General features: G+C 69.1%; 18 protein-coding genes and 1 pseudogene. 12 read left to right on the forward strand and 7 right to left on the reverse strand.

Features of this window, described 5'->3' with window-relative positions; translation table 11 throughout:
* Positions 1 to 116: 116 nt before the first annotated feature.
* The 5 genes from OV208_RS09465 to OV208_RS09485 all read left to right on the forward strand — a co-directional run bounded on the left by OV208_RS09465 (position 117) and on the right by OV208_RS09485 (position 7993).
* A complete protein-coding gene (locus OV208_RS09465) occupies positions 117 to 1151 on the forward strand; it encodes a sensor histidine kinase (protein ID WP_267573505.1) in 1035 nt (344 codons plus the stop codon).
* The gene (locus OV208_RS09470; RefSeq protein ID WP_267573506.1) at positions 1148 to 1909 is read left to right on the forward strand and encodes a LytR/AlgR family response regulator transcription factor; all 762 of its coding nucleotides are present in this window, start codon (positions 1148 to 1150) and stop codon (positions 1907 to 1909) included. The genes OV208_RS09465 and OV208_RS09470 overlap by 4 nt, the downstream gene beginning before the upstream one ends.
* 353 nt (positions 1910 to 2262) lie before the next feature.
* A complete protein-coding gene (locus tag OV208_RS09475) occupies positions 2263 to 3675 on the forward strand; it encodes a TolC family protein (protein ID WP_267573507.1) in 1413 nt (470 codons plus the stop codon).
* Between the two features lie 5 nt (positions 3676 to 3680).
* Positions 3681 to 4880, forward strand: a complete 1200-nt coding sequence (locus OV208_RS09480) for an efflux RND transporter periplasmic adaptor subunit (RefSeq protein WP_267573508.1) — start codon at positions 3681 to 3683, stop codon at positions 4878 to 4880.
* On the forward strand, positions 4877 to 7993 hold the full coding sequence (locus tag OV208_RS09485; protein WP_267573509.1) for an efflux RND transporter permease subunit: 3117 nt from the start codon (positions 4877 to 4879) through the stop codon (positions 7991 to 7993). Before OV208_RS09480 ends, OV208_RS09485 begins: the two co-directional genes overlap by 4 nt.
* Positions 7994 to 8027: 34 nt before the next feature.
* On the opposite strand, the gene OV208_RS09490 is transcribed toward OV208_RS09485, so the two are convergent.
* The 4 genes from OV208_RS09490 to OV208_RS09505 all read right to left on the reverse strand — a co-directional run bounded on the left by OV208_RS09490 (position 8028) and on the right by OV208_RS09505 (position 11977).
* Complete coding sequence (locus tag OV208_RS09490; RefSeq protein WP_267573510.1) at positions 8028 to 8525, reverse strand: CAP domain-containing protein; 498 nt, start codon at positions 8523 to 8525, stop codon at positions 8028 to 8030.
* Between the two features lie 309 nt (positions 8526 to 8834).
* Positions 8835 to 9809, reverse strand: coding sequence for a hypothetical protein (locus OV208_RS09495; RefSeq protein WP_267573511.1), 975 nt, complete (start codon positions 9807 to 9809; stop codon positions 8835 to 8837).
* Between the two features lie 20 nt (positions 9810 to 9829).
* On the reverse strand, positions 9830 to 11740 hold the full coding sequence (locus tag OV208_RS09500; RefSeq protein WP_267573512.1) for a hypothetical protein: 1911 nt from the start codon (positions 11738 to 11740) through the stop codon (positions 9830 to 9832).
* A 9-nt stretch (positions 11741 to 11749) separates the two neighbouring features.
* Complete coding sequence (locus tag OV208_RS09505) at positions 11750 to 11977, reverse strand: hypothetical protein (protein ID WP_267573513.1); 228 nt, start codon at positions 11975 to 11977, stop codon at positions 11750 to 11752.
* Positions 11978 to 12180: 203 nt separating this feature from the next.
* Here OV208_RS09505 and OV208_RS09510 point away from each other — a divergent pair, with 203 nt between their 5' ends.
* Entirely contained in the window at positions 12181 to 12645 is a 465-nt protein-coding gene (locus OV208_RS09510; protein ID WP_267573514.1) for a DUF2267 domain-containing protein, read from the forward strand.
* 61 nt (positions 12646 to 12706) lie between these two features.
* Here the strand turns inward: OV208_RS09510 and OV208_RS09515 are convergent, their stop codons facing one another.
* The gene (locus OV208_RS09515; protein ID WP_267573515.1) at positions 12707 to 13750 is read right to left on the reverse strand and encodes a serine hydrolase domain-containing protein; all 1044 of its coding nucleotides are present in this window, start codon (positions 13748 to 13750) and stop codon (positions 12707 to 12709) included.
* A gap of 368 nt (positions 13751 to 14118) precedes the next feature.
* Between OV208_RS09515 and OV208_RS09520 the strand changes: the two genes are divergently transcribed.
* From OV208_RS09520 to OV208_RS09540, 6 genes and pseudogenes are all read left to right on the forward strand, one after another.
* Entirely contained in the window at positions 14119 to 14805 is a 687-nt protein-coding gene (locus tag OV208_RS09520; protein ID WP_267573516.1) for an FKBP-type peptidyl-prolyl cis-trans isomerase N-terminal domain-containing protein, read from the forward strand.
* A 17-nt stretch (positions 14806 to 14822) separates the two neighbouring features.
* The gene (locus tag OV208_RS09525) at positions 14823 to 16493 is read left to right on the forward strand and encodes an alpha/beta fold hydrolase (RefSeq protein WP_267573517.1); all 1671 of its coding nucleotides are present in this window, start codon (positions 14823 to 14825) and stop codon (positions 16491 to 16493) included.
* A 215-nt stretch (positions 16494 to 16708) separates the two neighbouring features.
* Positions 16709 to 16783, forward strand: a pseudogene (locus OV208_RS41335) (zinc-ribbon domain-containing protein); the annotation flags it as partial.
* A 21-nt stretch (positions 16784 to 16804) separates the two neighbouring features.
* A complete protein-coding gene (locus tag OV208_RS09530) occupies positions 16805 to 17272 on the forward strand; it encodes an OB-fold protein (protein ID WP_267573518.1) in 468 nt (155 codons plus the stop codon).
* Between the two features lie 202 nt (positions 17273 to 17474).
* On the forward strand, positions 17475 to 19400 hold the full coding sequence (locus OV208_RS09535; protein WP_267573519.1) for an FG-GAP-like repeat-containing protein: 1926 nt from the start codon (positions 17475 to 17477) through the stop codon (positions 19398 to 19400).
* 135 nt (positions 19401 to 19535) lie between these two features.
* Positions 19536 to 20684, forward strand: a complete 1149-nt coding sequence (locus OV208_RS09540; RefSeq protein WP_267573520.1) for a hypothetical protein — start codon at positions 19536 to 19538, stop codon at positions 20682 to 20684.
* 10 nt (positions 20685 to 20694) lie between these two features.
* Here OV208_RS09540 and OV208_RS09545 read toward each other — a convergent pair whose 3' ends face one another.
* Positions 20695 to 23481 (reverse strand): hypothetical protein, encoded by a 2787-nt coding sequence (locus OV208_RS09545; RefSeq protein ID WP_267573521.1) that lies wholly within the window; start codon positions 23479 to 23481, stop codon positions 20695 to 20697.
* Positions 23471 to 26185, reverse strand: a complete 2715-nt coding sequence (locus OV208_RS09550) for a hypothetical protein (protein ID WP_267573522.1) — start codon at positions 26183 to 26185, stop codon at positions 23471 to 23473. The genes OV208_RS09545 and OV208_RS09550 overlap by 11 nt, the downstream gene beginning before the upstream one ends.
* Positions 26186 to 26342 lie beyond the last annotated feature (157 nt).

Below are 26342 nucleotides of genomic sequence, written 5' to 3' on the forward strand. Positions count from 1 at the left end.
CGGCCCGTACCCGGGCAAGACGCATTGGAGAGAAACCGCACCTACACGCTCCGGCTGACGCTCCCCGACGTGCGTAGTAGGTTGCCGTCTCCTCCGATGAGAAATCAGGCCTCCCCATGTCACGCCGCTTGATCGTCGGCCTGCTGATCGTCGCCGCCTTCGTCCTGCTCAAGGGGGCGGTGCGCGCCACGGCGGTCGAAGCCAGCAGCTACGGGCTCACCTTCGAGATCGTCCTCCTGGTGATGGACTTCTCCGTCCTCACGCTCGCCTTCGAGCTCGCCCTGCGTCGCGGCGCCACCCACAAGAACGCGCTCCTGATCGCCGCCGGGGTCGGGGCGCTCGTCACCGTGCTGTTCAGCTGCCTCGCCGTGGGGGTCTTCCACCCGCGCGCGCCAGAGCTCAACCTCACGCTCGGTCGGCATCCAGACTACCTGACCGTGACGCTGCGCTACCTGCTGGGCTTCTCCCGCAACCTGGCGCTGTGGATGCTCGCGTTCGTGTACCCCATCCTGGCCGCCGACGCGGAACGGCGCCGCGCCGAGGCCAGCGAGCTTCGCCGCCAGTCGGAGATCGCCCAACTGCGCGCGAGCCTGGAGCCCCACTTCCTGCTCAACACGTTCAACACCATCGCCGGGCTCGTCACCAAGGACCCCGATGAAGCCCGGCGACTGCTGGCGTGTCTGGGCGCGCTGTTCGATGACATCTCCGAACACGAAGACGAATGGCAGACGCTCGACCGCGAGGTGCACTGGCTCCAGCGCTACGCGGAGATCCTGGAGGCGAGGCATCGCGGCGTCCTGACCTTCGAGTGGAACATCGATGAGGCGACGCGCTCCTTCAAGCTGCCCCGGCTGCTGCTCCAGCCCCTCCTGGAGAACGCCGTCAAACACGGGGCGCTGCGCCGCGACGGGGACGGCCGCGTCACCGTGCGCAGCCGGCGCGTCAGGAAGACGGGCGGGGAGGACTATGTGGTCTGTTCGATCGACGACAACGGTCCGGGGCTGCCTCCGGACAAGGTGCGTCCCGGGGCGAAGGGGCTCGACATCGTCCGTCGCCGACTCAATCTGCACCTGCCCAACTCGCGGCTGACCGTGGACTCGTCGGCCCAGGGCGTCCACGTGCTCGTGGAGATCCCCGAGGCCCGGACATGAGCCTGCGCGCGCTCATCCTCGACGATGAACCGCCCGCCCGGGACTACCTGGCGGAGCTGTTGAGCGACACGGGCGACGTCGAGGTCGTCGCGGCCGTGGCCACCGCCAAGGCGGCCCGCCAGGCGCTCGAAGGCTCGCTCGAGGTCGATGTCATGTTCGTCGACGTGCAGCTGGTCGGCAGCGGAGGCAACGAGGACGGCATCGACCTGGTGCGCTCCCTGGGCCGGCAGGGCCCGGCTGTCGTGCTCGCCACCGCGCACAAGCAACATGCGCTGGAGGCCTTCGAGCTGGGCGTGCTCGACTACCTGCACAAGCCGTTCACGCGCGAGCGCGTCGCATCCTGCGTCCGCCGGCTTCGCGAGCAGCGCAAGCCTCCCGGGCAGCAGGTGACACCCATCTCGCGGATCGTCGCCCGCCAACAGCGCTCCCTGGTCTTCATCGAGCTGGACTCCGTGTTCGCGTTCGAGGCCGATGACCGACTGACGTACGTGCACGCCGTCGAAGGGAAGTTCGACTTCGACCTCCCGCTCTCCTCTATCGAGGCCACGTTCGGGGAGACCATCGTCCGGGTGCACCGCAACTGGCTGGTGAACCTGGCGCTGGTGCGTCAGATCGAACGCGGCGATGGCGAAACCGCGCTGCTCATCGGGTCGCGCGCCGCGAACGTGCCACCGCTCCGGGTCCCCGTGGCCCGCGAACGCGCCGCCCGGGTGCGCGAGCTGCTGCTGGCGAACGCGGCCGGCGTGCGTCGCGCCTGACGGCTCGGGCTCGCGGGGGAACGGTTCGTCGAGATTTCGAGCCGGTTCGTCGGCAAGGGCCTTCGGGTGTCAGGGCGCGGGGCTATTGCTACCGGGCCCGCCTTCATGCCCGAAGCCCTCCATGACCCGACACCGCGCGAACCGACCCGGAATAAAAGCAGGGGACAGGCATTCAGGGGCGCGCCGCGCTTCACGGTCGAGGTGACCGCCAGCGTCGGCATTTGAACGCATCCCCCTGGCTCGATCCGCGAGGCATCGTCCAGGCAGGCCCTCCACTGTCACACCCCCTCCGACGCCTTCCGTGTATAGGGCCCACTGACCCTTCGACACCGCCCGGTTCCACCGCACGCCTTATGCCTACCGTCCGCCGTGCCCTCCTCGCCGCACCCCTGGGAGCCTGCCTGTCCGTCCTGGCCCTGGACGCGTCCGCCCAGACACCGGAGCCCGCGGCGCCTCCTGCCGCGTCCCCGGGTCCCGCCGAGGCCCCCGCCAGCGCCTTTCCCAAGCCCCAGGTCCCGGACACTGGCGCCACCCCGCTGACGCTGGAGCGCGCCGTGGCGCTTGCGTCGGAGCGCAACGAGGCCGTCCTCGCCGCGGGACAGCTCGCGGAAGCCGCCGGTGCCCGCGTCGCCCGTGCCCGGGCCTTCTTCCTGCCCAGCCTCACCGCCGCCGGCACCTACACGCGCCGCCTGCGCGAATCCACCCGCGAGGTGGGCGGACAGACCGTCGTCCTCCAGCAGTTCAACGCCCTGGGCGCCAACTTCAACGGGCGGATGGTGCTCTTCGACGCGCGCGGCATCCCCCTGTACCGGGCCGCGAAGCTGGAGAGCGAGGCGGCGCAGTTGGACGCGGTGGAGTCGCGCCGGCAGGTCTCCTTCTCGGCCGCCAACGCGTTCCTCGTCACCCTGGCCAACCAGCAGGTGTATCAGGCCGCCGAACAGCGGCTCGCCTATGCGCGCCAGGGGCTCGCGGACGCGCAGGCCCGGGCCACCGCGGGGCTCGCCAGCACCAATGACGTCACCCGCGCGGAGCTGGAGGTCGCCACCGCGGAGGCCAACCTCGCCGCGGCGCTGGGCACCGCGGAGACGAGCCGGCTGGAGCTGGGCTTCCTGCTCGTCGAACCCGTCCAGGGGGGGCTTGCCCCGCCAGAGCCGCTGCTTTCGGACGCCGCGCGTCCCGCGCCCGCGTTGGACGTGCTCACGGCAGGGGCGACGGACCGGCGGCCGGACATCCTCGCCGCGCGCCTGCGGGTGCGCTCGCTGCGTGAGAGCGCGAAGGAGCCCCTGGCCCGCCTGCTGCCCTCGCTGGGAGCGAACGCCCAGTTCCGTCTCACCAACGAGGCGGGTCTCAACGGCAACGTCGGCGACGGTTTCCTCACGGTGGACCTCACCTGGAACCTCTTCGACGGCGGCGCGCGCTACGCGGATCGCCGCGAGCGCGTGGCCAACGCCAACGCGGCGGAGCTGAACACGCAAGGGGCCACGCGGCGCGTGTCGGTAGACATCGAACAGGCGCGGGTGAATCTAGAGACGGCCCGCGCGGCGCTCGCGCAGACGGAGCAGGCGGCCCGCGCGGCGCGCAAGAACGCCGCGGAGACGGGCATCCTGTATCGCCAGGGCCTGTCCACCGCGCTCACCGTGGCGGACGCGTCACTCAGTCTCTTCGAGGCGGAGGTCGCGCTGGCCCGGAATCGCTATGGGCTGGGCGTGGCGCTGCTGGGCCTCCGGGCCGCTGTCGGACTCAATCCATTGGGGAAGGAACCGTGAAGGCAATGCGACGCACTGGAGTGCTGGCCCTGTCCCTGGCCGTGCTGTCCCTGGCCCCGGGCTGCAAGAAGGAAGAGGCGGCTGCCGCGGGCGGTGGCAAGGGCGGCAAGGGAGGCGTGTCCGGCCGGGGCCCCATCCAGTTCCCCGTGGAGGTCGCGCCGGTGGAGACGCGTGACGTGGAGTACGCGGTCAGCGCCGTGGGCGCGGTGGAGGCCTTCGAGCGCGTGCAGATCACCGCGCGCGTGCCGGGCGCGCTGGAGAAGGTGAACTTCAGCGAGGGCCAGACGGTGAAGAAGGGCGACACGCTCGCGGAGATCGAACCCGCGCGCTACGCCATCGCCGTGCGCTCCGCGGAGGCCATGCTGCAGAAGGCCCAGGCCGCGCTGGTGGAGGCGAAGGCCGGGGCCCAGCGCCGCGCGGAGGTCAACGCGCAGAGCCCGGGCCTGCTGCCCGCCGAACAATTGGAGACGTTCCAGGCCCGCGCCGCCACCGCGCAGGCGGACGTGGCCTCCGCGAAGGCGATGGTGGATCAGGCGCAGCTCAACCAACGCGACGCCTACGTGCGCGCGCCCATGGACGGCGTCCTCCAGACGCGCACGGTGCAGACCGGCCAGTACGTGCAGCCGGGCGTGGTGCTGGCCACGCTCCTGCGGCGGGAGCCGCTGCTGCTGCGCTTCAACGTGCCCGCGGCGGACGTGACGCGCATCACGCCGGGCATGCCCGCGAAGTTCACGGTGCGCTCGGAGGGCGGGATGTTCACCGCGAAGATCACCTACGTGGCCGCGAGCGCGGACGACCAGAGCCGCATGGTGGCGGTGACGGCGGAGGTGACGGGAGAGGCGGCCCAACGCTTGCGCCCCGGCGCGTTCGCCACGGTGAGCGTGCCGGTGGAGACGCGCGGCGGCAGCCCGGTGATTCCGCAGACGGCCATCCGCCCCAGCGAGCGCGGCTTCCTCGCGTTCGTGGTGACGGACAACAAGGCGCGCGAGCGCATCCTGGAGTTGGGCCTGCGCACGTCGGACGGACGGGTGGAGGTGAAGGAGGGCCTGAAGCCCGGCGAGACGCTGGTGGTGCGCGGCGCCGAGGCCCTGCGTGACGGCGTCGCCGTGCGCGTGTCGGAGAGCCCCAAGCCGAAGGTCACCGGCGAGCAGCCCGCGACCGAGGCCCGCACGGACACGGCCACGGGCACGGAGGGTCGGCCATGAGCATCACCGACGTCTGCATCAAGAAGCCCGTGTTCGCCTGGATGATCATGGCGGCCACGATCATCTTCGGACTGGTGGCGGCCCAGCGCATCGGCATCAGCCAGTTCCCGGACGTCGACTTCCCCACCATCAACATCTCCGTGTCGTGGGAGGGCGCCAACCCGGAGGCGGTGGAGACGGACGTCGTCGAGTTCATCGAGGAGGCCGTGACGCAGGTGGAGGGCGTCAAGAGCATCACCTCGTCGGCGCGCCAGGGCAGCGCGAACATCACGGTGGAGCTGGACCTGTCGCGCAACGTGGACCTGGCGCTCCAGGACGTACAGACCAAGGTGAGCCAGGCCCAGCGCCGGCTGCCCCTGGACATCGATCCTCCCGTCGTCTCCAAGTCCAACCCGGAGGACCAGCCCATCATGTGGCTGGGCGTGTCCGGGCCCTTCTCCCAGCAGGTGGTGAGCGACTTCGCCCGCTACCGCGTGAAGGAGCGCCTGCAGACGGTGCCCGGCGTGGGCGAGGTGATGCTGGGCGGCCTCTTGGAGCGCAACGTGCGCATCTGGGTGGACGCGCAGAAGCTGGACGCGCACGGGCTCACCGTCACGGACCTGGTCGCGGCCCTCCAGCGCGAGCACGTGGAGCTGCCCGCCGGCCGCATCGAGACGGAAGGCCGCGAGGTCAACGTGCGCTTCATGGGCGAGGCGTTGGACCTGGAGACGCTGCGCGACGTGGTGGTGCGCGAGGATGCGGGCCGCGCGGTGTACCTGCACGACGTGGCCATCGTGGAGGACGGCTTCGAGGACGAGCGGCGGCTGGCGCGCGTCAACGGCGAGCCCGCGCAGGCCCTGGGCATCAAGAAGCAGCGCGGCTCCAACGCGGTGGCCGTGGCCAAGGAGGTGCGCCAGGTGCTGGCGGACCTGCAGAAGGACCTGCCGGAGGGCATGAACGCGAGCATCAACTTCGACTCGACGCAGTTCATCGAGGAGAGCGTGCACGAGATTGAATTCGAGCTGCTGCTCGCGTGCATCCTCACCGCGTTCGTGTGCTGGGTGTTCCTGGGGTCGCTGTCGAGCACGCTCAATGTCGTCCTGGCCATCCCCATGTCGCTGTTGGGCACGGTGGCGGTCATCTACTTCCTGGGCTTCACGCTCAACACGTTCACGCTCCTGGGCCTGGCGCTGGCGGTGGGCATCGTGGTGGACGACGCCATCATGGTGCTGGAGAACATCTTCCGGCACGCGGAGGAGGGCAAGGACCGGGTGCGCGCCGCGCGCGAGGGCACCGCGGAGATCACCTTCGCGGCGCTGGCGGCGACGCTGGCGGTGGTGGCCATCTTCCTGCCCGTCGTGTTCATGAAGGGCATCATCGGCCGGTTCTTCCTCCAGTTCGGCGTCACGCTGTGCGTGGCGGTGCTGCTGTCCTACGTGGAGGCCATCACCCTGGCGCCCGCGCGGTGCGCGCAGCTGCTCAAGACGTCGCGCGAGCACCGCAGCCGCGTGGGCGTGGTGGTGGACAAGGCCTTCACGAAGCTGGAGAACCTGTACGCGCGCGTGCTGGCCTGGGGGCTGGTGCGGCCGTACCGGGTGCTGCTGGTGGCCGTGGCGATGCTGGTGTTGAGCGCGTTCGCGTTCAAGGCGCTGCCGGGCGAGTTCGTCCCGTCGCAGGACCAGGGCCGCATGTCCGTGCGCTTGCAGACGGCGGTGGGCAGCAGCCTGGAGGAGACCAACCGCCTGTTCAAGCGGGCGGAGGAGTTCGTCGCCAGCCGGCCAGAGGTGACGCGCGTGTTCGCGGTGGTGGGCGGCGGTGGCGGCGGCTCCAGCGTGAACGCCGGCAACATGAACCTGACGCTGCTGCCGCGCGACCAGCGCATGTCCCAGGCGGAGTTCGCGCAGGTGCTGCGCAAGGAGCTGAACAGCTACCCGGGTCTGCGCGCGGTGGTGCAGGACCTGTCGCAGGCGGGCTTCACCGCGCAGCGCGGCTTCCCGGTGGAGTTCAGCGTGCGCGGTTCGGACTGGGACAAGCTGGTGGAGGCCAGCACCAGCCTGCGCGAGCAGCTCACGGCGTCCGGCAAGGTGGTGGACCTGGACACGGACTACCAACTGGGCCAGCCGGAGCTGCGCATCACGCCGGACCGGGCGCGCGCGGCGGACGTGGGCGTGCCCATCCAGGCGGTGGCCTCCACGGTGAACGCGCTGGTGGGCGGCGTGCGCGTGGGCAAGTACAGCAGCGGCGGGCGGCGGATCGACGTGCGGATGCGGCTGCTGGCGGATCAGCGGTCGCGGCCGGAGGACCTGTCGCTGCTCAAGGTGCGCACGGCGAACAACACGCTGGTTCCGCTGTCATCGCTGGTGACGCAGCAGGAGCTGCCCGCGTTGCAGGCGATTACGCGTCGCGACCGCGAGCGGGCCATCAGCCTGTTCGCCAACGTGGCGCCGGGCTCCAACCAGGAGGAGGCGCTGGCCACGGTGGAGCAGTTGGGCAAGAACCTGCCCGGGGGCATCCGCGTGGTGGCGGGCGGCGCGAGCGTGGCGTTCCGCGACTCGATGAGCAGCCTCATCTTCGCGCTCTTCCTGGGCATCGCCGTCGCGTACATGGTGCTGGGCGCGCAGTTCAATTCGTTCCTGCACCCGGTGACGGTGCTGACCATCCTGCCGCTGTCGGTGGCGGGCGCGTCGTTCGCGCTGCTCGTCACGGGCAACACGCTGAACATCTTCAGCATGATTGGCCTGCTGCTGCTGATGGGCATCGTGAAGAAGAACTCCATCATCCTGGTGGACTACGCGCTCCAGCAGCGTGAGCTGGGCCTGGACGCGATGCAGGCCATGTTGCGCGCGGGACCGGTGCGCCTGCGGCCCATCCTGATGACGTCCACGGCGACGATGATGTCCGCGGTGCCCGCGGCGCTGGCCCTGGGCGCGGGCAGTGAGACGCGCGCGCCCATGTCCATCGCGGTGCTGGGCGGCCTGTCGGTGTCCACGGTGTTGAGCCTGCTCGTGGTGCCCGCCTTCTACGTGGTGGCGGACCGCTACAAGACGCGGCTGGGCAGGTGGCTGAGCCGGGACAAGGGCGGGGACGAGGCGCCTCCGTCGCCAGAGGTGTCCCGGCCGGTGACGCACGGGTAGGGGCTCCCCAGCAGGGTGCCGGGGCGCGGGGGCCTCAGTACATCCTCGCGCCCGAATAGTTGCCGCCCGGGCCGTAGTGACAGACGTACAACTTCACCGGGGGCGTGGCGGGCTTCGAGGGGTCGGTGCACGTGGCGGCCCCGCAGCCCAACGCCGTCGTGTCGCGCCATACCATTTGGGTGTAGTTGCCGATCTGGTGGCCGTCCACGCTAAGGGGTTCGTGGTTGGAGGAGAACCTCACGTACCTGGCTTCCGCCGCCCAGCTCTTCACGGCTGCCGAGGCGTCGAAGCCGGTGGCGCCTGCCTTGGACCACGCGGTGTAGAGGTTCTCTCCGACGTAGCGGTAGTCCGGGTGTCCCTTCCCACCTCCAAGCTTCAGGACGCCGCAGGTCTTGGCGCTCTGGTCCGCCCACTTCTGCGCGCTCGCCGCCAGGGATTGCGACCAGACGAGGGGGGAAGTGGGGTGGCGGGGAGCGGCCTTGAAGGTGGGTTCGCGCGCACAGGGGATCGCGCAGGAAGATGACCGCGTCACAGCGACCTGCGACGACCTCCGAGGCGATCTGCGCGTCCCCGCCCAGCGGGCCTGACAGCTTCAGCTTGATCTCCAGGCCCGCGGACCGCACCAGCCGCCCCGTGTTTCCGGTTCCGATGTGGAGCCGCGCCTGGACGCCGAAGACGCTTCCGGTCCGCTGCTGACATGCGAGGCAGTGGCACATGGAGACCCGGAGGGGATCGCCTGTGAGCATCAGGTGGAGCTGACCGCAACCGCACGCGGCACGACGTTGCTGGGACATGGGTTTCCTCCCGGGGGGAGCAATGCCGCGAACAGCCTACTCCCGCTTCACGGCCGCAGCTGAAATACCCCCGTGTAGCCGCCGGTCACGAGACCGTCTTCCACCTGGGCCAGTCGGATGAGCAGGAACGGCGCTTCCTCTCCGAAGGGCACGGTGAGGTCGAAGTCCACGCGCTGGAGTTCCCTCGGCCGGGACTCCAGCGGCTCCCCCAGCGCGACGAACCCCACGGCCTCCCCGTGGGCCTCCGCCTGGTAGTCCAGCGGGCCTTCGTCCAGCGCTCCGACCGTTTCGATGCGGCCCGGGCGGAAGCTCTCCTTGACGATGCCGGGTTCGAGCAGGGTGCCGCGAACGCCCCGACGGCCCGGTGCGTAGCGCAGCACCTGTTCGGCGTCGCTCGCCTCCACCCACGCGGCCTGCGCGGCGAATCGCACGGTCGAAGTGCTCGCCAGCACCGTCGCGAACTGGAGCGGGAACGTCAGGGTCGAACCCGGCGCCGCCGGGACGATGGTGACGTTGTGCTGCGCCACGTGCCGATCAAACCCCGCGCTCCACGGCACCGTCGGCCGGTCCATGAGCACGCCGTCACACATCACCAGCAGACACGCGTGCGTGCTGAAGGGCCCGGGAACCCAGGGCACGGGGCATTCCACGTCCATCACCCCGGGGCCCAGCTGATTCGGCGGCACATTCGTTCCTACCTGGGCGAGGACCCTGGGCGCGCTCCAGGCGATGCCCAGCGACGCATCCACGAACGCGAAGGTGACGCGCGTGGGAAACGACGTCAGCGTCCCGCGATTGCGGATCCGGACAAAGACTCGCACCGGCTGGCCGGCGGTGGCCTGAGCCACCCGCTGCCCGCTCATGTCTCGCATCCAGATGTAATTGGACTCCCAGAAGGTTTCACCCGCCGGGACCGTCCGCTCGCCTTCGTCGGTGTCCTTGTAGGGGATGACGAGCCAGCAGCCCTGGGCTACCGGCTCCAGCGGATGTCGGTCTTGCCGTCCGTGTCTGGGTTCATCCATGGAGCGCATGGCGCCCACCTCTAGCTTTCCGGCTTCGCGGGCACGGGGTCGGCGTAGGGACCCGACAGCTCCCACGTCAGCCAGCCGCGACCGCGGTCATTGTCCAGGTTCCAGTCCGGCAACTGCCCCGGGCCGCGGAGGAGCTCCACGCTCGCCTGCACTGCGGGACCGAAGGACCCCTGGATGCCCCCGGGCCAGGGCAGGGTAGGGCGGCCGATGTCATCCGTGGCCGCGTTCGCGCCCGCGTCGTCGACGATGGCGGAGGGCCACAAGCCCGCGAAGGACCCTTCGTTCGTCAGCGGTGTCTCCAGCGCGGTCGTGTCCGGATACGTGTTCCATGTGCTGAGCGCGCCCGACCACGGCACGTGCAGTCCTTCCATTGCCCGGCCCTTGCAGACAGTCCCCGCGCTCAAATACGACAGGGGCAGGCTGTCCGCGAACTGGACGTCCCGACTGGCGGTCGCGAACTCCGCCGGAGCCGGAGGCTGGAGGCCCGCGAAGACCGTCAGCTTGTGCAGCGCATCCAGCCCGTTGAACAGGTAGACCGCGATCCAGTAGAGCTGACACTCCAGCTCGTCCCAGTTCAGGTTCTTCTCCCCATCCACGATCAGCCCGATGCCGCCCGCGAGCGCCACGATGCCGAAACCCGCGCCTCCCAGGAAGAACGAGGCGACGCCCGCCAATGCCAGCAGGATGCCGGAGATGATCTCCCCTATGTCTGGATCATGCTTGGCCTTGGGCGTGGGCGCCTTGAAGGGCGCGTTCGTCTGGGGATCGATGAGCGTGGGGTCCACCCACGCGGGCGGGGTCTTGTCCGTGCACGCATCCGGAGGATCGGTCGGAGGGGGCGGGTTGCAACCGATGACGTCGCCGGAGGTCTCGAACCAGAGTTGGATCCAGAGCAGCAGGTACGCCACCTGAACCCGGTCCTGGGTGAAGAGCGGTGCATCCTGACCGGGGTAGGCGGCCGTCCAGGCGTCCACCCAGAAAGCCGTGAACTCCTGCGGGAGCACGTGGGGAAGGGCCTCTTCCGCGACGATGCTGCGTCCCACCCCCTCCGCGTCGAGCCCTCCGGTGAAGTCCACCAAGTCGTGCAGCCGCGCGTCACACAGCCCCGGCCACTCGGTATACGCGGGGGTGGGCACGTCCGTGGGGCTCATGGACGCCTTCGCGCCGTAGAAGCCCCAGACCCAGGCGTCCACGAAGTTCCTGATGAAGCGCGTGCGCCACCAGTGGTTGCGGTAGCTGGAGCCGACCAGCGAGTTCATGAAGCCCGTGCCGCACACCAGCGTGGCATAGGCGACCGTCCATCCCAGCGCATACGCCATGAAGCGCCCGTCGCCACTGGCCAGTGCCCTGGCGCGCAGCGTGGATGCGAAGTTTCCGGGCTGTTTCCAATGCAACCAGTCACGCCCGTTCCACTGCTTCGGCGGAATCACGGTGCTGGGATTGAGGATGGGCGGCTTGCTGTTGCGGCCCATCTTCCTGCCGACATCCGCGAGTTTATCCTTGTCGGAGAACCGCTTCATGACCCGTCCCAGGTCGGCGGAGGCCTGCTGCACCTTGTCCAGGCCGCCGCTGTCCCGCAGGTCCTTGAGCCCACCGAAGTCATGGTCCTTCACCAGCTTCGAGACCTGCTCCTGGAACTCCTTGAACGTGCGCAACGTCGGCACGACACCGGGGGTGCCATCCGTGGGGTCACCGACCGCGAGCCGGAGGACCTCCACCCGGACGCTGTAGTAGGGCGAGCGGCCGCCGTTCTGTCCGGGCGTCTTCTCGAAGGGAACGAAGTCCCCGAGCGCCGGGCCCAGCGCGCCCAGCCGGTACCACTTCAGGTTCGCCTCGATGACGGCGACCTCCGGCGCGCCCGCTGCCTTCAGCGAATCCAACGCGCGCTGCGCGACCAAAAGGCGGGTGGCGAGTCCAGGCATGGCGGTCTCCTAGGGCGGGGTGCAGCCCTCGCAGTTGCACTGGCTCGCAGGAATGCCGTTGTTCGCGCAGTCGTCGCGGCAGGCCTTGCAGCTTCCGCCGCCGCCACCGCCACAGGAGTCCGCCGCCATCAAGCCCGTCACCGACAGGGCCGCGATCAGGAATGCCGGTCCGAAGCGTTTGAGTCGCCGTCCGCCGAGGCCCGTTTGGGGTTGCAACGGTTCACCGTGTTTCAGCATGGCGGCTCCTTCGCGCGCTTGAAACGTTAAGCTGTGGCGCTTGGCATCGCCCTGCAATGCCTCCCAGTCACGCTCCCTTCCAAGGCCGCGTGACAGCGGGCGTCCTTGTTCGCGGCGTCGCGGACGATGACAGCGCTCCACCCCATGCGCAGCCTCTTGCCGGAGCTGGGCCGCTTCGGGCCCACGAACCTTCGGAGACGCCCATGGCTTCGCCCCAGAATCCCAATCAGGACACCCACGCCGTGCCCGTCAAGGAGCGCGACGAGTCGCTGGAGCTCCAGCCCTTCCTGGATGAAATCCAATCCGACGCGGTCATGCACAGCCAGGGCCTGGATGCCCGGGAGGCCGCGAGCGCGGTGCTGTGCACGCTCGGACGGCGCCTTTCGGATGGAGAGGACGTGAAGCTCTACCGCGCGCTCACCGGCGGCATCGGTGAAATCCTGGGCGCCTGTTCGGTGCACCGGGGCTCCTCGCGCGCCCGGCGCATCGGACGCGACGAATTCATGTCCGACGTGGCGGACCATCTGAAGATCAAGGTCGACCAGGCGCCTCGCGTGGTCGCCGCCGTCTTCACGGCCGTGCGCGATCGCATCCCGGAGGAGGAGGTGGCCGCGGTGGCGTCACAGCTTCCCGCGGACCTCGGGGACTACTTCCGCCGGCCCGTGTGAGCTTCCGGACCGGCGTTGCATCCCGCCCGGAGCCAGCACACCGGCCCGGGCGGCGCCGCGCTCAGTTTCCGAGCGCCGTGCGGATGAGCGGCTGGAGTTCCTGCTCCAGGTCCACGGAGAACGACACCACGCCGCCCGTCGCATCCCCTGCGCCCAACTGCATGCCCAGGATGGCGTAGTAGCCCGCGTCCCGGTCCAACCAGGGCGTCCAGCCGAAGGCGCCGGGCGAGCTGATGCTGGGGCACCCCAGGGCCGGCACGGGGCTGCACTCCAGCCACGCCGTGAGCCCATAGCGGTAGGGATAGCCCACGTCCTGCATCGGGGAGTTGCCCACCGTCACGGACGGGTAGGGCTCGCGCGTCTGCGCGGTGAAGAGGGTCAGGGTGCCCTTCTCCAGGCCCGCGTAGCGCCCCCGGTGGAAGACGAGCGCGAGCAGCTTCGCGTACTCATTCATGGACGCGCGCAGCCCTCCGGCGACGAGCGGGTTGGTGGTGCCCAGCATCTGCGTCGGCGCCGTGTAGTAGGTGACCCCCGACGGCAGGCCGAGCGGCGTCGCCAGCGTCTGGGTGAAGAGCGTGTTCCAGCCCTTGTGGGTCACCACCTCCGCCATGCGCGCCGCCACCTGGAGGTGCACGCCGCCGTAGTCGAAGCGCGTGCCCGGCGGGGCCTTCACCGGCACGGTGGCGATCTGCGCGACGCACTCCTGGAGGGTGAGGGTGACCCGGGAGGTGCACGCATGGTTCGGCTCCAGCCCCGAGGTGAACGAGAGCAGGTGGCGCAGGGTGATGCCCGCCTTGTCCCCGGTCCACCCGAGCACCTGGCCGGTGGTGGAGTCCAGCGACAGCAGGCCCTGCCGGATGACGTCGAAGAGGACGACGCCGGACACCATCTTCGAGGATGACGCCACCGCCACGCGCTCGTCGGGCGTGAAGTCACCCACCATCTGCTCGAACACCTTGCGGTCCTGGGCGTCGTAGATGGCGATGCCCATCCGCGTCACCCCCGCCGCCGCGGCCCGCGACGCCACCCGTGTGCTCACCGCGCTCCACGGTGAGCCCGCGTCGGGTGCCAGCGGACTCGCCTCCGCGAGTGCTCCGGTGCTCACACCCGAGTGAGTCTCTTCCGACGCCGGACTCCCCGCGCCTCCACATGCCAACAACATGAAGCACAAACCGACAGAACACATCCGCGCGACCGCTGTCATGAACACCTCCGGTGTCCTTCAACACGGGGTCCTCAAATTGGTTGCGGGGAAATATCGATATCCTTTTTTGACCGGTTCGCGCGAGGGTTTCCGTGACGTGTCAGGGGCGGCCCTGACGTGTCAGGTGTCTCTGTTTTCAGGCCGTTCCGGGGCGGGCCCGCGCGCCCGGCCGTCGCAAACCCTGGCACGTGAATTGATGTAGCGCGGGGTGCCGCTGATTCCTGGCGGAGCGCTTCCTTCCTGCCTCAACCACCCTGGAGTTCGTGCCCATGAGACCTCTTGCCTTCCTCTTGCTTCTCAGCGCCGCGGCCGCCCACGCCGCCGCGCCGCTCGCGACGGACAAGGAGCGGGACAGCTACGCCCTGGGTCAGGACGTCGCGGAGTCGATCAAGCGCAACGACGCGGACCTGGACATCAACGCGCTGCTTCAGGGCCTGCGGGACAACCTGGAGGGAAAGCCCTCCCTGCTGACCGGGGTGGAGCTCACCACGGCGAGGGAGCGGGGCCGCAACGCGATGCTCCAGAACCGCAAGGCGAAGCTCGCGGCGGACTCGGCGAAGTACGGCACGGCGGGGCAGGACTTCCTGGCGAAGCACAAGGCCATGCCGGGCGTGGTCACCACCGCGAGCGGTCTCCAGTATCAGGTGCTGACGGCCACGCCGCCGGGCCCTCGCCCCGGCCCGGCGAACCGGGTGGTGTTCGAGTTCAAGGGCATGATCGTCGGCGGCACGGGCGCGGAGTTCGACAGCTCCGCGGCCCAGGGCAAGGTCTCCGTCATCGGCGTCAGCGACGGCATCAAGGGCTGGACGGAGGCGTTCCAGCTCATGACGCTGGGAAGCAAGTACCGCTTCGTCGTTCCTCCGCAGCTGGCCTACGGCGCGCAGGGACTTCCCGGCAAGGTGCCCCCCAACGCGACGCTCGTCTACGAGATCACGCTGCGCGAAGTGGCGAAGTGAAAGGGCGGGGCTCTCCAATGACAACCTTTTCAAGCAGACAGGTCGGGCTGTTCACCGCGCTGCTGTTGCTGGGCTCGACGGCCGCCGCGCAGGGGGCGCTCGATTGCCAGACATCCCAGGAGCGCGTGCCCGCCGTGGGATTGACGCCCAACCCGAGGGCCGTGGCGACGGTGCCGCTGGACAAGCAGCGCCTGGGCTACGTCCGGGTGGGCGGCGGGTGCGAGGTGTCTCGCTTCGGCCTGGAGTCCGTGCACGCAGCCGTGATGGTGCAGAACGCGCCCGACGGGGAGTTCGGCTGGCGGTGCAAGGGCGCGGACCCCGCGTTCGTCTCCAACCCGTCCTGGGCGAGGGCGTCCGTCACGTACTGCAAGGCCACCGACGCGGCCGGGGCGAACCTGCCCCTGCAATGCACGACGCTGACGAAGCGCACGGGCCTGTTGCGCAACCCGGTGGTCGAGGTGTCGCTCACGCCGACGCTCGTCACCGACGGCTACACCGTCGTGTCCGGCGGCTGTGACACGTCCCACTTCGGCAACGGCTCCGTGCACGCGGAGAACGTGGTGGTGTCCCGGCCCACGCCGGGCGGGCAGGGCTGGTACTGCCAGGCGGCGGATCCGCCGAACCACGCGCAGGACGCCACGGTGGAGGCGTCGCTCGTCGCCTGCCGCGTGGCGCCCACGGTGGTCACCCCGAAGCCGAGCCTCCAGTGCACGGTGACGCAGGGCCCCCCGGGCACGGGGGCGTATCCGAAGTCCATCGCGAAGGGGCCGGGCAGGGCGCTGGGCGGCGGCTGTGAGCTGTCCTGGGCCGGCAATGGCTCCATCCACGCCGAGTTCATGGTGCAGCAGGGGCCGCAGCCCTCGGATGGTTCCTGGGCCTGCCTGGCCGCGGATCCGCCGTTGATCTCCAACCCCGGTACGGCGAAGGCCAGCGTGGTGAGCTGCGGCATCACGACCGCCGCAGTGCCGACGCCGGTCCCCGCGCCGACGAGCCGCAAGAACCCGGTCATCATCGTCGGAGGCACCATGGCGTCGGAGTTCCTCTACCTGCTGCTGGAGGCCCGACTGCGGGCGGACGGCTACTACGTGGAGTTCTTCGAGCTGCCGGGCTTCGGGCTCATCGACATCCGCGAGGGCGCGCAGTGGCTCAAGAACCGGGTGTCGGAGGTGTTGCTCAAGACGGGGGCGGAGAAGGTCAACCTGATTGGCCACAGCCAGGGCGGCATCACGTCTCGCACCTTCATCCACGATTACGGCCACAAGCAGGTGGAGAACATGATCAGCCTGGGCACGCCCCACAAGGGCACCCACGTGGATCCCAAGCTGGCCGCGCTGCTGGTCGGCTGTACCGACAAGCCCACGGACAGCCCCATCTGCCACCAACTGCGCGCGGGGCCGTTCCTGGAGGAGATCAATGTCCGGGCCGCGGATGACGCCATTGCCTACACCAACATCAACAACCTGAAGCAGTTCGACGTGTTCACGGACGCGGCCACCAACGGCCGCATGGACAACTGCGACCGCACGAACGCGAAGGGCCAGTCGCTGAAGTGCAACATCACCGTGCAGGAGCAGTGCCCGCTCATCTTCGTGGAACACATCGGCCTGGCGTCGAATGGCGCGGTCTACAGCGGTATCCGTCAGGCGCTGACGCGTGAACCCATCGCGTTCAACTGCATGGAACTGTGAACTGGAAGGTGGTGCCCGTAAGCGCCTGCCCCTGAGGGATGGACGTCCACCGGGAGGAGCGGGTCTCCCGGTGGCGTCTGGACTCACTTCGTCTTGAGGAAGAGCCTGGGGTCGTTCGCACCCTCTCCTTGCGGGGGATGGTGTTGAGCACTTGAAAGTCCAATCCTGATCCAGAGCCGACTCGGCATTCGACAGGCTCCGGCAAGGGAATCGAAATGGCATTGGTGAAGTGCAAGCAGTGCGGAAATGACGTCGCCAGCAATGCAACGGCTTGTCCGAAGTGTGGGGCTCCTGTGCCCCGTGGCACCTCCGTGCTCAAGGTGACCCTCTTCGTGGTTGGAGGGCTCTTTTCGCTCTGCTTCCTCGGGACGTGCCTCGGTGCTATCGGCGCGGCGAAGAAGGGCTCGACATCAGGGGAGACGGCGTCAATCCGAACCACTGCCGCTCACGAAAAGCCCGCACCCAAGCTGGTGGAGATTCGCACGCTCCTCGCGGAGTACGCGGACAACGAGGTTCGCGCTGATTCGAACTTCAAGGACCAGGTTATCCAGACCGCAGGCGTTGTCGACGACATCAAGAAGGACATCATGAACTCCGTCTACGTCACGCTCGGCACCGGACGGCAGTTCGAGATCCCGCAGATCCAGTGCTTCGTCGCCGACGAGCAGGTGAAGAAGGCCGCGAACCTTTCAAAGGGAACCAAGATTGGTATCCGTGGCCGCGTCCAAGGACTGATGATGAACGTCCTCGTGCGCGACTGTGAGTTCGTCGACCTCTGAGGCCGTTCGGAGCACTTCGACACCTCCTCACCTGGGCGGACCCGCCCCGGCGGCGGGATGACGATGCTGCTGGAGCGCAAGTGATGCCCTGGCGCCCGCCCTTGTGAGCGGGCTTCGTCCTCGGCTTTTTGCCGTCACGCGCCCGTCACGCCAGGTCCTCTATTCAAGCACGCACGACCAGGTGACGCACGGACCTGACGCCGTGAAGCTGGTTCGCGCCGTCCCAGCTTCCAATCCCTGCATCCGTGCCCACAAAGAGGCCCGCATGACTCAACATCCGACTCGCTTTTCCAGGCGGTTCATATTCTTCGCGTGTGGCTTCATTCTCGCCTGCGACTCGGCGCCCCGTATTGAAGGGCCCTTGCCGGACACCACTGCGTCCAGGACGGATGGCCTGTATGTCCTGAGTGGGAAGACGCTCTGGACCTCCAATGGCAACGTGGTCCCGGTGTGCTGGAGCACTCCGGGGGCTTTCGCCCAGAAGCTGGTTGTCCGTACAGCCCTCAGGAACACCTGGGAGCGATACGCCAACATCCACTTCACGGAGTTCGTCGACTGCCCCGCCAGTTCGACCTTTCCTCCCAATGACAACCTCTATGTGAGGGCTCGGGTCGACCTCGATTCGGCCCAACCTACAAGTCCTGGTGGCGGTTCGGCCCAGGTGGGAATGGGCGACGCCTTCCACAACCAGTTCGAGGGGGACAGCTGGGGGATCATCATCGGGACGCAAGCCGCACAGAGCAGGCTCGAGTACCTCGGGGTCCATGAGTTCGGGCACACCCTGGGTTTTGGACACGAGATGGACCGTGACGACAACCCCGAGCGTCTTCCCGACGGCACGGCCTGCGGTTCAGGGGCGCCACAGCCAGGCACGGTGCTGACCTCCTATGATCGTGATTCGATCATGCATTACTGCAACCTCACGGGGAACAATTCAGGGCGCATCAGTCGCATTGACATCATGGGCGCGCAGGCGGCCTATGGTTCGTCTCCGTGGTATCAAGGGATGAAGAGCAGGTTGCTTCCGCTCGTGGATGTCAATGCGGACAGCCGTCCCGATGCCGTCTACCTTCGTGACAACCTGGGCACCCTGGGGATGAGCGTCAACAACACCCTCAATCAAAACAGCTCGCCGTGGACCAGCGTCATGCCGGCGGGTTCAGGGGCCCTGGCATGGCTGACGGGAGATGCCAATCAGGACGGAAGGACCGACATCTTCCAGCTCTGGAACAACAGCGGACAACTCGGAATGATTCTCTGGAACGCGAATGGGACGGGCTATCAATCGGGGCCATCGGCGTCGCTCCAGGGCAGCATGCAGGCCTTCAAATACCTCCCGGTCGACGTGAACAATGATGGTCGAACGGACATCGCGGAGCTGGCGCCCCTGGCGAACGGGAAACTCCAGATCTCGGTTCATGCCGCCACGGCGAACAACGTGTATCAAACCGTCGCCGTGACGGAAATGGGAGCGGGATATGGGGCTGTCGAATGGCTGACGGGCGATGTCGATGGCGACGGTCGAACCGACATCTTCCAGATCTGGAACGACGCCGGCAACGTCGGCGTCCTCGTCCACAAGGCCAATGGAGTGGGCTATTCTGACGGCTGGGTCAGCACCGCCGGGGTTCTTGGTCCCATCGCCGAGTCGAGGTTCTTCGCGATTGATGTCGATGGCGACAGCCGGACCGATCTGATTCAGGCGCGCAACAATGGCGGCTTTCTCGAACTGCGGCTCATCAAGAACAACGGAGGCACGCAGCTTGTCTCGGTGTGGAACTCCATCACCAGCGCCGGATCGGGCGCGGTGGACTGGCTGGTGGGGGATACCAACCTCGACGGCATCCCAGACCTGATGCAGCTCTGGAGTGATGCTGGCCGTCTTCGCGCGATCCTCTGGCGTTGGAACGGGACGGCCATCGTGAGCGCGGGCGTCGACTCCAGCGGAATCTCCGCCCCCAGCGCTGCCTTGGCCTTCCATGCGGGGGATGTCAATGGCGACGGCAGGGCGGACATCGTGCAGATTCGGGATGACGCTCGAGGCGGGGCCTTCGTGACCGTCCATCTCTACAACAGCTCGAATCAATTCAACTCAGGCGTCGTCGCGCCCGGACTCGGGGGCTTGTAGGTCACAGACCGCGGAGGGCGGCCGTGGCGGCCGCCTTCCCGGTCCATGTCACCGGGCGGGGATCCGGCCGAGGGCGCGCTTGCGCACGGGCGTTGACGGATTGGCAGGCCTCCGCGCCGTGTCCATGTGTTCCTCATGGCGGCCTCCGACACCCTGCCTTCCGACAGTCCTCCTCCCGCCATCCTAGGGCTCGTCGGCTTCCGCCGCCGCCGGGGCAGGTATGGCTCGGCGACCCAGTTGCTCTGGAACAGGTTGGAGAACGCCGCCTCCATCCATGAGTTGTGTCAGGTCCGCGAGGATCTGACGGCCGAGGACCGGGTCATCCTGGAGCAGTGCGCCCAGCGGCTGGAGGTGGCCCGACGCTGCCTCGACAGGCCGCTCTGGCGCTGGTCCTTCTCCTTCTGGCAGGTCATCCACGAGGTGGACGGCCTGCTGCTGCTGGTCATGCCCCTTCACATGCTGCTGCCCAACGCGCTGGAGGTTCAGCAGCAGTTCGAGCGGCGGGTGACGGACCCCGGCCAGAAGGTGCTCTGGCTGGGCGCGGAGCGGACCGAGGGCCCACTGCCCCGGTGCGTCCGCGTGCTCCGGGGCGAGGCGCTTCCTGCCAGCGATCCTGAAACCTCCCTGACCGAGCAGGAGCGCCTGACGCGGTGCCGCCACGTGCTGCGGGGAGCGCTGGGCGTCGTCAATGAGCGGGTGGACAAGACCTTCTGGCAGCTCTCCATCAACGTCTCCATCCAGATCCTCAGCACCCTTTTGCTCATCACGCTCTGCCTCATCGCGTTGCTGGGGTTCAATCAATCCCTGGTCACGACCTGGCCCGAACAGCTCGTTCCCCAGGGGCTGCTGCTGCTCGGCCTCGTGGGCGCGGCCGGCGCCGTGGTGTCCAACATGCTGTCCAAGGAGCGCTTCATCGTCGCGACGGGGGCGACGAGCCGCTTCTTCGCCTACCACCTGCTGGTGAAGCCCGTCGTCGGTGCCTTCGCGGCCATGACGCTCCTCTTCGTCGAGCAGTCCAACCTGCTGCTCTCGGTGGTGCCTCGCGACCCCGTGAAGGCCGCCAGCTACAACCCGGCCCTGCTGAACATCGTCGTGAGGGACTGGCGCGCCGTCTTCTTCACCCTCGCGGCCCTGTCGGTGGTCGCGGGGTACTCCGCGGACAGGTTCGTGAGCTCCATCATGAACAACGTGCTGCGCAGGCTCATCGGGCAGTCGGAGAAGCTGCTGCCTTCCAGTGGTGCCCCGGAGGCCGGTGGCGCCCCCCGGCGCGCGAAGCCGGAGTAGGTGGCCTGGTTCACCTCGGGGCCCGGGCCCCCAGGTGCCCCGAGGGCCGCCGCGTGAAGGCCCCCAGCGCGTCCAGCAGGTCCTCCGTCATGCGCTCCGCGCTGGGATGCCAGGGCGTGGTGAAGCGCGCGTCCATGCTCGTCTGCCGGACGGTGGACAGCCACTCGTGCACCTCGCGCTCGGAGTAGCCCGCGCTCCGCGCCGCCTCGTGCAGCAGGGAGTACTCCCGGAGGAGGAAGGTGGAGAAGGTGATGGGGTCGTCCGCGCCCACCGCGATGGGCACCGGCGGCGGCGCCCCCGCTTCGGCTCGCGGCGGAAAGAGCCGCAGGATGGGGTGGTTGCGCAGGTCCAACAGGTTGCCGATGAGCAGGTTGCTGGAGGGGTTCACCTCCACGACGGTCCCCCGCGCCCCCACGTACCGGCGCAGCGCGTCCTGCGCGGAGCGCAGCGCGGCCACCTCCGCCGCATCCAGCGGGATGTCCACCAACTGCTGTCCGCGCCGAAACACGCGCTCGTCCTCCCGGTACGCTTCGATGAGCTCCTGGACGCGCTGGGAGTTGCGCACCCGGACCCAGTCCAGCCGTCGGGAAGCCCGGCTGAAGGCGTCCAGCCCCACGCCCACGCCTTCCTGCGCCAGGGGCGGACACCAGAGGTTGTGCAGCACGTGGTGGGCCTCGGCCAGGACGTGTGGCGCGATGCACTTGCCGAAGATGCCCTCGGACAGCTCGCGGATGAGGTTCTCCACCTGCAGCGGCCGTCCCGGCGGGGTGTCCACGCTCAGGCCTGGGGGCAGCCGGTAGCCGCCGTACAGGCGCCACTCGAAGACCAGGTCCCACAGCCGCTCCTCGGCCGGCATCATCACCGCGCCCACGGACTCCGCCCACGTCCCTGGCTCCACCCCCAGCGAAGTGGCGTGTCCCAGTCGCCCGCCCCGGTGGTCCAGCAGGTAGTGCAGGCATTCGTAGATGCGGCGCAGCCCCTCCATGAGGTGCCGGTAGTCCTCGCCCACGTGGCCCGTCAGTTGGAGGGGTGGGGCGCCCCGGGCCGCCGGCCGGACCGCGGCGCGGGCGGCCTCCCACCGGATGTAGCGGTACAGCGGCGCCAGCACCCACGTGGGCACGCTCAGCTCGTCCGACGCGACGTCCAGCCCCCGCACCAGCCAGAGCGACAGCGGCACCGCCCGCAGCAGGTCCACCAGCGCCTCCACCCGCACCGACTGCGAGACGAAGTAGTCCGCGTAGCGGCCTCCCAGCCGGATGAGGCCCTCCGGGACGGGCTCCGCGTACGTGCCCTGGGCATGCGCGGGCGGCAGGCCCTCCCTCCAGTGGCGCTTGGGATCCCGCGCCTTGAGCAGGTGCAGCACCAGGCCGAACTCCGGCTGACGGCCGTCGCTGGTGGCCCGCCCCACGCGCTCCAGCACCCGCTGCCATGAGCGCGTCAGCCCCCACAGCTCCTCCGCCATCTGGATGGAGGTGTCCATGAGGCGCGTGCGCACCTCCAGCGCGGCGATGGGCTGCTCGCCCCCCGCCACCGCGTAGGAGACCTCCGCGCGCACGGCATGCAGGGGCCGCTTCATCGCTCCCAGGCGATCATAGAAGCGGATGAACCACTGGAGGCCCGCGGTCAGCGGACGCTGCACGTAGGTGCGGTAGCTCAGGCAGCGCACCCGCTGCACCTGCCAGAAGAGGCGCTCGAAGTGCGGATCCGGCGTGCCGGCCTCTTCCAGCCGCCGCAGCCGTCGCAGCCCGTAGCGCACCAGCCAGCGCTCCCCCGCGTTGGGCGTGTGCAGCCCCATCCGCAGGGCGATGGGATCGCACCGCCGCCACACGTCGTCGAGGGTCTCCGGAGGCTCGGTGCCGTTGCTGGCCGCCAGCGGGTGGAGGTCCCCGTAGAGCTCGCGCAATTCGTCCAGCTCCGGCAGGACTTCCAGGCGGGCGCGCGAGAGTGCCTCCAGCGTCCGCTCCAGCACCCGGCGGCGTTGGGGCAGCCAGACGGAGGACTCCCGCAGGCCCGCCACGAACTCCAGCAGCGGCCGCCCCCCACCTCGCAGGATGACCTCCGCCAGGACGCAGCGGGACACCGCGGCCGCCAGCAGCCAGCGGAGCATCGTTTCGCCCTCTCCGAAGACGAGCCCCGGTCCTGACAGCAGGCGTGCATCCAGGGCCGGGTCCGCGATGGCGGACAGCAGCGAGGTCCACAGCAGCGGGAAGTCCATGCCCGCGTTGACGTGGTGGTGGACCTCCGTCACGCCCCGGTCCAGCAGGTGGCGCATCAGCAGCGGCGGTTCGAGGTCCACCCGCGTGGGCGGCGGCTCCACCGGCAAGGCCGACATCAACAGGTCCTCGGGCAGGGCGAAGGTGAGCCAGCGGTAGTGCGTGACGGCGTCCACCGCGCCAGCCTCCGTGTCCTGGGCCACGACGGTGACCCCGGGCCGGCGCTCCAGGTGGGTGTCCGCCAGGTGCACCAGGTAGCTGGCCATGGACACCCGCCGCGGCGGATCCCTCTGGCCGCGGATGTGCCGGCGCGAATCGAACCAGAACACGTCCCTTACTGCGATGAGGCGGTCCAGCGACCAGCCGCTGGCGTGCTCCGACAGGGTCTTCTCGCAATCGCGCCAGAGCGCCCGCGTGGGGCTCGCGGCGCGCCCGTCCAGCGAGGGCACCAGCTCCGTCAGCGCCTCCCGGAAGGCCTGGAAGCTGGTCAGCGGGAAGCTGGCCACCTCCGCGCGCACGTAGGCCTCCGGAACGCGGCGGGGGGCCAGGTTCCCCTGGGGCTGGCGCGGCCCCTCAGTGCCCATGGCTCGAGTCCGCCTGGAGGTCCTGCACGGGAGACACCCTGCGCAGCGCCTCCAGCTCCAGGTGGTCGCCCTCCTGGTCCATGACCCGGAACCACGTCCGCACCACGGTGTCGAGCCAGTCGTAGTACAGGCCCGTGAGCTGGCCTCCGTCCGTGCCCAGGTGGCGGCGGAGCGCCTCGGACGCGCCGGAGCGCCCCACCGCGGCGCGCACCATCTGCTCGCGCAGCCTCGTCAGGCGGGGCCCATGGTGCTCCCAGTACGCCACCAGCTCGTCCCAGGCCTCGTTCTCGCCCGCCTCCCCCGACTGCCAGCGCAGCAGTTCGCTGAGGGCGGGGGCCGGCGCGAACTCCGGCAGCACCAGCAGGGGCAGCGCGTTCTGCAGCCACACCCGGGCCGTCCACAGCCGATCAGAGCCCACGCTGTACGTCCGGATGTCCTCCACGAGCTTCGCCACCGTGCCGCGCACCCGCTGCTCGTAGGGCTCCAGCGCGCTGGCGCGCTCCTGCTCCAGGAGGACCGACTCCACGCCCCGGTCGCGTGCGTCGCCCCAGTCCCATCCGCCCAGCTCCCGGCCCGCCACCGAGCAGATGTTCTCCACCCAGGCCGCCTGGATGAAGCGGTGGTGGGCGCCGACCTTCATGCGCGAGTCCCTCATGTTGTCGACCTTGAAGTACCCGTCCGCCGTCCGCTTCAGGAACGCCTTCCACTGCGCGGTGAAGATGGCGAACTCGACGAAGGTCTTCCAGGTGGGGAGGCTCCACCAGCACTCCACCTGGACGAGCGGTTCGTGGGGCGCGGCGTCCACCCACAGCTCGTGCAGCGTCACGACCAGCTCGGGGCTCATCTCGAAGGGCGTCACGTCCAGGTTCAGCACCCGGGGCGGCTCGAACAGCATCAGCGTGTCGTGCAGCAGCATGAACCAGCCCGTCACATTGCCGGGCAGGGGCACGCAGCGGCCCTGTTGGTCCAGGTCGCTCAACATCAGCACCACGTCGTGGAAGTGCCGCAGGTGCAGCTCACTGAGGAGCAGCGGCTCCTGCGTCTTCGCGGCGTCGTCGCCCGGGCGCTCCCGTCGCGGCCACTCCAGGACATCCGACAGGGTGGTCCGCTTGGAGCGGCGCACGGGCTTGCCCGTCAGGTCCAGGAAGATGAGCCCCTTTTCGTCATACCGGAGGATGCGGTTGTTCAACTGCTGGCTTGCCCAGGCCGGCAGGTCGCTTTCGTCAATGGCGTTGCGCAGCATCTCCGTGACCACCCGGACGGTGCGCTCCCCATCCGAAACGCAGGCTTCCTCGGAGGAGGCGGGGGTGCTCCGGAGTTCGCGCCGGGCGGCGTGCCAGAGGTCCTGCAGGGTGCGCGCGGGCAGGTGGAGGGCGAGCTTGCCCGCGGGGGTGAGGATGACCTTGCGTAGGGGCGCGTCCCGCCCCTCCCGCGTGGCCAGGCGGTAGGTCGTCTTCACCGTGTCGGAGAGCCGGGGCGCCAGGTTGAAGAGGTCCGCGAAGGAGGTCAGCACCTGCGTCTTCTCCCGCGTCGCGGCGCAGGGCAGCCGGAGCTGCTCCAGCAGGGTGCCCAGCGTCTGCGCTCCGTCCTCCGCGTCCACCCCCAGCGGGCGGAAGTCCCATGCCTTGTAGGGATCCACGGGTCCCAGGTTGATGCGGTAGCTGGGGGGCAGCGCGCGGCGCAGGGTGGTGGCCGACTGGCGCCGCGCGATGGAGAGCGTCTCGTCCTGGCCCACGGCCCCGATCCCCGCCTGCCCGGAGAGGATGAGCTCCTTCTGGAAGGAGCGCTCCATGAAGAGCTGGAACTCCTGATGGCCCGCGGCCAGCACGAACCAGAGCCGGGGGCTGGCCACCATGCGGGTGAGCTTCACGATGTTGTGGAGGTGTTCGATGCTGCGGTCCACGTTGTCGATGGGCAGGACGAGGATGACCTGCTCACCCCTGGCGGTGCCGAAGCGGGGCAGGGACAGCGTCTTCGCCACGTTCTCCATGGCCCTCGCGAAGCGCTGCTGGAAGTTGGCGTAGATCTCCGCGGCCTTGATCTGCTGCTCCGCGCGCGCGCGTACGTCGGTGGTCGACGCGCTGTCCTCCCACATGAACGAGGCATCCCGGATGAGGTGATCCAACTTTCCCCAGGCCTCCTCCGCGCTCTCCTCGAGGATGGAGGAGGACCACCTGCCGTGCCCGCCTCGCGGGGACGTGTCCTCCTGGGGCGCATCCAGGGCCGCGCGCACGCGCACCAGCAGGGTGGCCAGGAGGTTGGCGCCCGGGGGCACCGGCTCCAGGTCGAGCGGCTCCAGCCAGACGACGCGCCCCTCGATGCGCTCGAGCGTCGTGCACAGGTCCCTGCGCATCGCCTCCGGCCCCGAAGCCACCGCCTCGCCGGCCTCCACTTCCAGGCGCCCGCCTGGCTTCATCCCGAGGAACGCCCTCCAGTCGCGCAGGGCCTGGACGGCGCTGAGCAGGACGGTGGTCTTCCCCGCGCCCCGGGGGCCGGAGATGAGCAGGCTGGTGGAGAGGTGCTCGTTGCGGACCTCTCCCTCACCCTGGCTGCCTCCGCAGGCGGCCTCCAACCAGGACAGCAGCTCGTACAGCCCCCGCTGCGTGGGCTCCAGCAGCTCATCCCAGGGGAAGGCCCTGGACTCGGGGAAGGGCGTGGGCACGTAGTGGTACGCCTTGCCCGTGAGGCTTGTTTTCGTCTCCATGGAGAAGGATAGGGAGACCGCGCCGCGACGCGCATCACCCTGGCGCCAGCTCGCACGTCCGCGCGCGGTGGCGGGCACGTGCCCCCTGCGCTCGTCTCCCTGTCTGTCATTGGTTGGAGGACGCAGCCACGCTTCCGACATGGCGTAATTTTCAAGA

Origin of the sequence: Corallococcus sp. bb12-1 (genome assembly GCF_026626765.1) — a bacterium.
Lineage (GTDB): Bacteria > Myxococcota > Myxococcia > Myxococcales > Myxococcaceae > Corallococcus > Corallococcus terminator.

Bases quoted from the DNA above. Each gene is read 5' to 3' on its own strand.
- OV208_RS09495 (WP_267573511.1), bottom strand. From the start codon at position 9,809: ATGGATGAACCCAGACACGGACGGCAAGACCGACATCCGCTGGAGCCG.
- OV208_RS09520 (WP_267573516.1), top strand. From the start codon at position 14,119: ATGAGACCTCTTGCCTTCCTCTTGCTTCTCAGCGCCGCGGCCGCCCAC.
- OV208_RS09470 (WP_267573506.1), top strand. From the start codon at position 1,148: ATGAGCCTGCGCGCGCTCATCCTCGACGATGAACCGCCCGCCCGGGAC.
- OV208_RS09505 (WP_267573513.1), bottom strand. From the start codon at position 11,977: ATGCTGAAACACGGTGAACCGTTGCAACCCCAAACGGGCCTCGGCGGA.
- OV208_RS09475 (WP_267573507.1), top strand. From the start codon at position 2,263: ATGCCTACCGTCCGCCGTGCCCTCCTCGCCGCACCCCTGGGAGCCTGC.
- OV208_RS09550 (WP_267573522.1), bottom strand. From the start codon at position 26,185: ATGGAGACGAAAACAAGCCTCACGGGCAAGGCGTACCACTACGTGCCC.
- OV208_RS09465 (WP_267573505.1), top strand. From the start codon at position 117: ATGTCACGCCGCTTGATCGTCGGCCTGCTGATCGTCGCCGCCTTCGTC.
- OV208_RS09540 (WP_267573520.1), top strand. From the start codon at position 19,536: ATGGCGGCCTCCGACACCCTGCCTTCCGACAGTCCTCCTCCCGCCATC.
- OV208_RS09500 (WP_267573512.1), bottom strand. From the start codon at position 11,740: ATGCCTGGACTCGCCACCCGCCTTTTGGTCGCGCAGCGCGCGTTGGAT.
- OV208_RS09485 (WP_267573509.1), top strand. From the start codon at position 4,877: ATGAGCATCACCGACGTCTGCATCAAGAAGCCCGTGTTCGCCTGGATG.
- OV208_RS09525 (WP_267573517.1), top strand. From the start codon at position 14,823: ATGACAACCTTTTCAAGCAGACAGGTCGGGCTGTTCACCGCGCTGCTG.
- OV208_RS09480 (WP_267573508.1), top strand. From the start codon at position 3,681: ATGCGACGCACTGGAGTGCTGGCCCTGTCCCTGGCCGTGCTGTCCCTG.
- OV208_RS09510 (WP_267573514.1), top strand. From the start codon at position 12,181: ATGGCTTCGCCCCAGAATCCCAATCAGGACACCCACGCCGTGCCCGTC.
- OV208_RS09545 (WP_267573521.1), bottom strand. From the start codon at position 23,481: ATGGGCACTGAGGGGCCGCGCCAGCCCCAGGGGAACCTGGCCCCCCGC.